Origin of the sequence: Bordetella petrii (genome assembly GCF_020991325.1) — a bacterium.
Classification (GTDB): domain Bacteria; phylum Pseudomonadota; class Gammaproteobacteria; order Burkholderiales; family Burkholderiaceae_B; genus Bordetella_A; species Bordetella_A petrii_E.
The window spans coordinates 1-2,051 of record NZ_JAJMLX010000457.1 but is presented as its reverse complement, the minus strand read 5'-3'; the positions used below and the strand labels follow the sequence as shown (position 1 = coordinate 2,051).

Sequence of the window (2,051 nt, the reverse complement as noted above, 5' to 3'; positions counted from 1 at the left end):
GGGCCGCCGGGGCCGTGCCCGCCTCCGGCGAAGCATTCGCGTCTGGCGTGGCGCCAGCGGGCGCCGGCGTCGTAATGAAGCCGATGCGCGACAGGCCGGAACGGCGCGCGGCCGCCATGACCTTGGCCAGGGTCTCGTAGCGCGTGTTCATGTCGGCACGGATGCGCAGTTCGGGCTGGGGCTTGGTCTGCGCCAAGGTCAGGAACCGGTTCGGCAGGTCTTCCATGGCCACTGGCTTATCGTCCCAGAACAGCGCGCCCGCCGGATCGATGGCCAGATCCACGCTCTTGGGCTCCTGGTCGATCTGCTCGGCGCTTACCTGCGGCATGTTGATGCGGATGGAGTGCGCCATCAGCGGCGCCGTGATGATGAAGATCACCAGCAGCACCAGCATGACGTCGATCAGCGGCACCATGTTGATTTCCGACACGGTATGGCTGCCCGAACCTTTGCTGTCGAAGCTGCCGAATGCCATTATTGGACTCCCCGGGTCGCCGGCTGCGCCTGGCGGCGCAGCGCGCGCACCTTGCCCTCCGACAGCGCCACTTGCTGGCCGGTGCTCAGGAACGCGAACAGGTCATGGGCAAAGGCGTCCAGGCGCGACAGGAACACGCGATTGCTGCGCACGAAGGTGTTGTAGGCCAGCACCGCCGGAATGGCCACGGCCAGGCCCAGGCCGGTCATGATCAGGGCCTCGCCCACCGGGCCGGCGATACGGTTGATGGTGACGCCGTCGGCCAGGCCGATACCCACCAGGGCGTGGTATACGCCCCACACCGTGCCGAACAGGCCCACGAACGGCGCGGTGGAACCCACGGATGCCAGCACCGTCAGCCCGTTCTCGAGCTTGGCGGTTTCTTCGTCGATGACCTTGCGCATGGTGCGCGTGACGAATTCGCCGTTGGCGCCGGTTTCTTCCAGCTTGGTGGCACCGAACTTCGCATGGTGCGACTGTGCGTGTACCGCATGGCTGGTCAGGTGCGAAAAGGGATCATGCGCGCCGTGCGTCACGATTTCGTTCTCGACCTGCTCCAGCGAGCTGGAATTCCAGAACTTGTTCAGGAACTCGCCCGAACGGCGGCGCATGCGCCAGTTGCTGAAGGCCTTCACCACGATCAGGTACCAGGTCACCAGCGACATGATGATCAGGATGGCGAACAGCGTCTTGCCGACGAAGTCGCTCTGCGCCACGAAATGCAGGAAACCCATGTCGGCGGGCACGGGCAGCGGCGGCGGCGGCACGGCGGCGACGGCGGCCTGCTGGACAGTATCGGCGGCTTGCGACAGGGCGGGAGCCGCCTGGCCCAGGGTGTGGGCGGCCTGCTGGGCCGCCGGCACGGCACCGGATACAGCCGGGGGGGGACCTGCCGCGGCCGGCGCGGGTGCCGCCGCCGCGGTCTGGCTCACCAAGAAGGACGACGACGGTGGCCAGGCCAAGGGCGGCGGCTCCTCGTCGTCGCCCGTCAGCAGGAAGAACCCGCCGAAGCAGTCCCCCGTCGCCGCCACGCCCTCGGACGCTCCGAGCGACGACAGTTCGGTCCCGCCCGCCAACGTCACGTACACGGTGGTCTTCCAGGACAAGCCGATCACCGTACGGACCCCGGAGTCGCTCGCCACCACGCAGATCGACTTCGATGTGCCGGCCGTGGACCCGACGGGCAAGCTCGCCTACGACAACACCGAGTTCGAGGCGCGCGACGACCGGCTGGACTTCAAGCAGGCGCTGGGCAAGGCGAACGGCACCACGCCCGAGGCGTGCCGCGACGGCGCCCTCCAGAATCCGCTGCCCAACTCCGCCTCGGCCCAGGCGCTCAACGACGACCACCTGATCAAGGCGGGCGACACCATGTGCTCGCTGACCACCAAGGGCAATCTGGCCATGTGGCAGATCACCAAGGTGACGCCGTCCACGGACAAGAACATCCCGACGTTCGAGGGCACCGTCACGCTCTGGAAGGCGACGCGCTGACCTGGGCGAAGCCGCCCGAGGAAGCCTGTGGCCGAAGCCGACAGACGCAAGGGGGCGCCCCCCGTGCGGTGGGCGTCCCCTT

Annotated in this window: 3 protein-coding genes; 1 reads left to right on the top strand and 2 read right to left on the bottom strand. The window is 67.9% G+C overall.

The features are described 5' to 3' along the window. Together LPZ50_RS24495 and LPZ50_RS24490 are read right to left on the bottom strand one after the other, a co-directional pair. Positions 1 to 475, bottom strand: a 475-nt coding sequence (locus LPZ50_RS24495) for an ExbD/TolR family protein (protein ID WP_230665435.1), incomplete at its 3' end; no start/stop codon positions are given. Continuing rightward, the gene (locus LPZ50_RS24490) at positions 475 to 1,410 is read right to left on the bottom strand and encodes a MotA/TolQ/ExbB proton channel family protein (protein WP_230665436.1); all 936 of its coding nucleotides are present in this window, start codon (positions 1,408 to 1,410) and stop codon (positions 475 to 477) included. The genes LPZ50_RS24495 and LPZ50_RS24490, both read right to left, overlap by 1 nt. On the opposite strand from LPZ50_RS24490, the gene LPZ50_RS24485 reads away from it, so the two are divergent. Further along, on the top strand, positions 1,310 to 1,969 hold the full coding sequence (locus tag LPZ50_RS24485) for a hypothetical protein (RefSeq protein ID WP_230665437.1): 660 nt from the start codon (positions 1,310 to 1,312) through the stop codon (positions 1,967 to 1,969). The two genes, LPZ50_RS24490 and LPZ50_RS24485, sit on opposite strands and share 101 nt — an antisense overlap. Positions 1,970 to 2,051: the final 82 nt, after the last annotated feature.